General features: G+C 46.6%; 1 pseudogene. It reads left to right on the top strand.

The annotated features are described in order from the left end of the window. Window positions 1-313: pseudogene (locus ACG9ZB_RS16905) on the top strand (amino-acid N-acetyltransferase); the annotation flags it as partial.

Here is a 313-nt window from a genome sequence, read left to right as displayed (position 1 = left end):
CAGCGATTCATCTTAAAGCGGACAAACTGATTTTCTTGGGCCAACAACATGGTCTGCTCAATGAACATGGTCAGTTGCAACGCGAAATTTCGCCACACAAGATCGATGCACAAATTGAGAAATACCAAGATTCTAATCCAGACATTGCCGTGCATTTACGCGGTGCCAAAAAAGCCTCGACGGATGGCGTCCATCGTGTCCATATGATTTCCTATGCTTATGATGGTGCCTTGGTTGAGGAGCTCTTCACGCGTGATGGTTCCGGCAACATGATTACCGATGCCCATTATGAAGAAGTCCGTATGGCCAACAT

Source organism: Acinetobacter johnsonii, from assembly GCF_048551975.1.
Classification (GTDB): Bacteria; Pseudomonadota; Gammaproteobacteria; order Pseudomonadales; family Moraxellaceae; genus Acinetobacter; species Acinetobacter johnsonii_A.
This window is presented reverse-complemented; position numbering and strand designations above follow the sequence as displayed.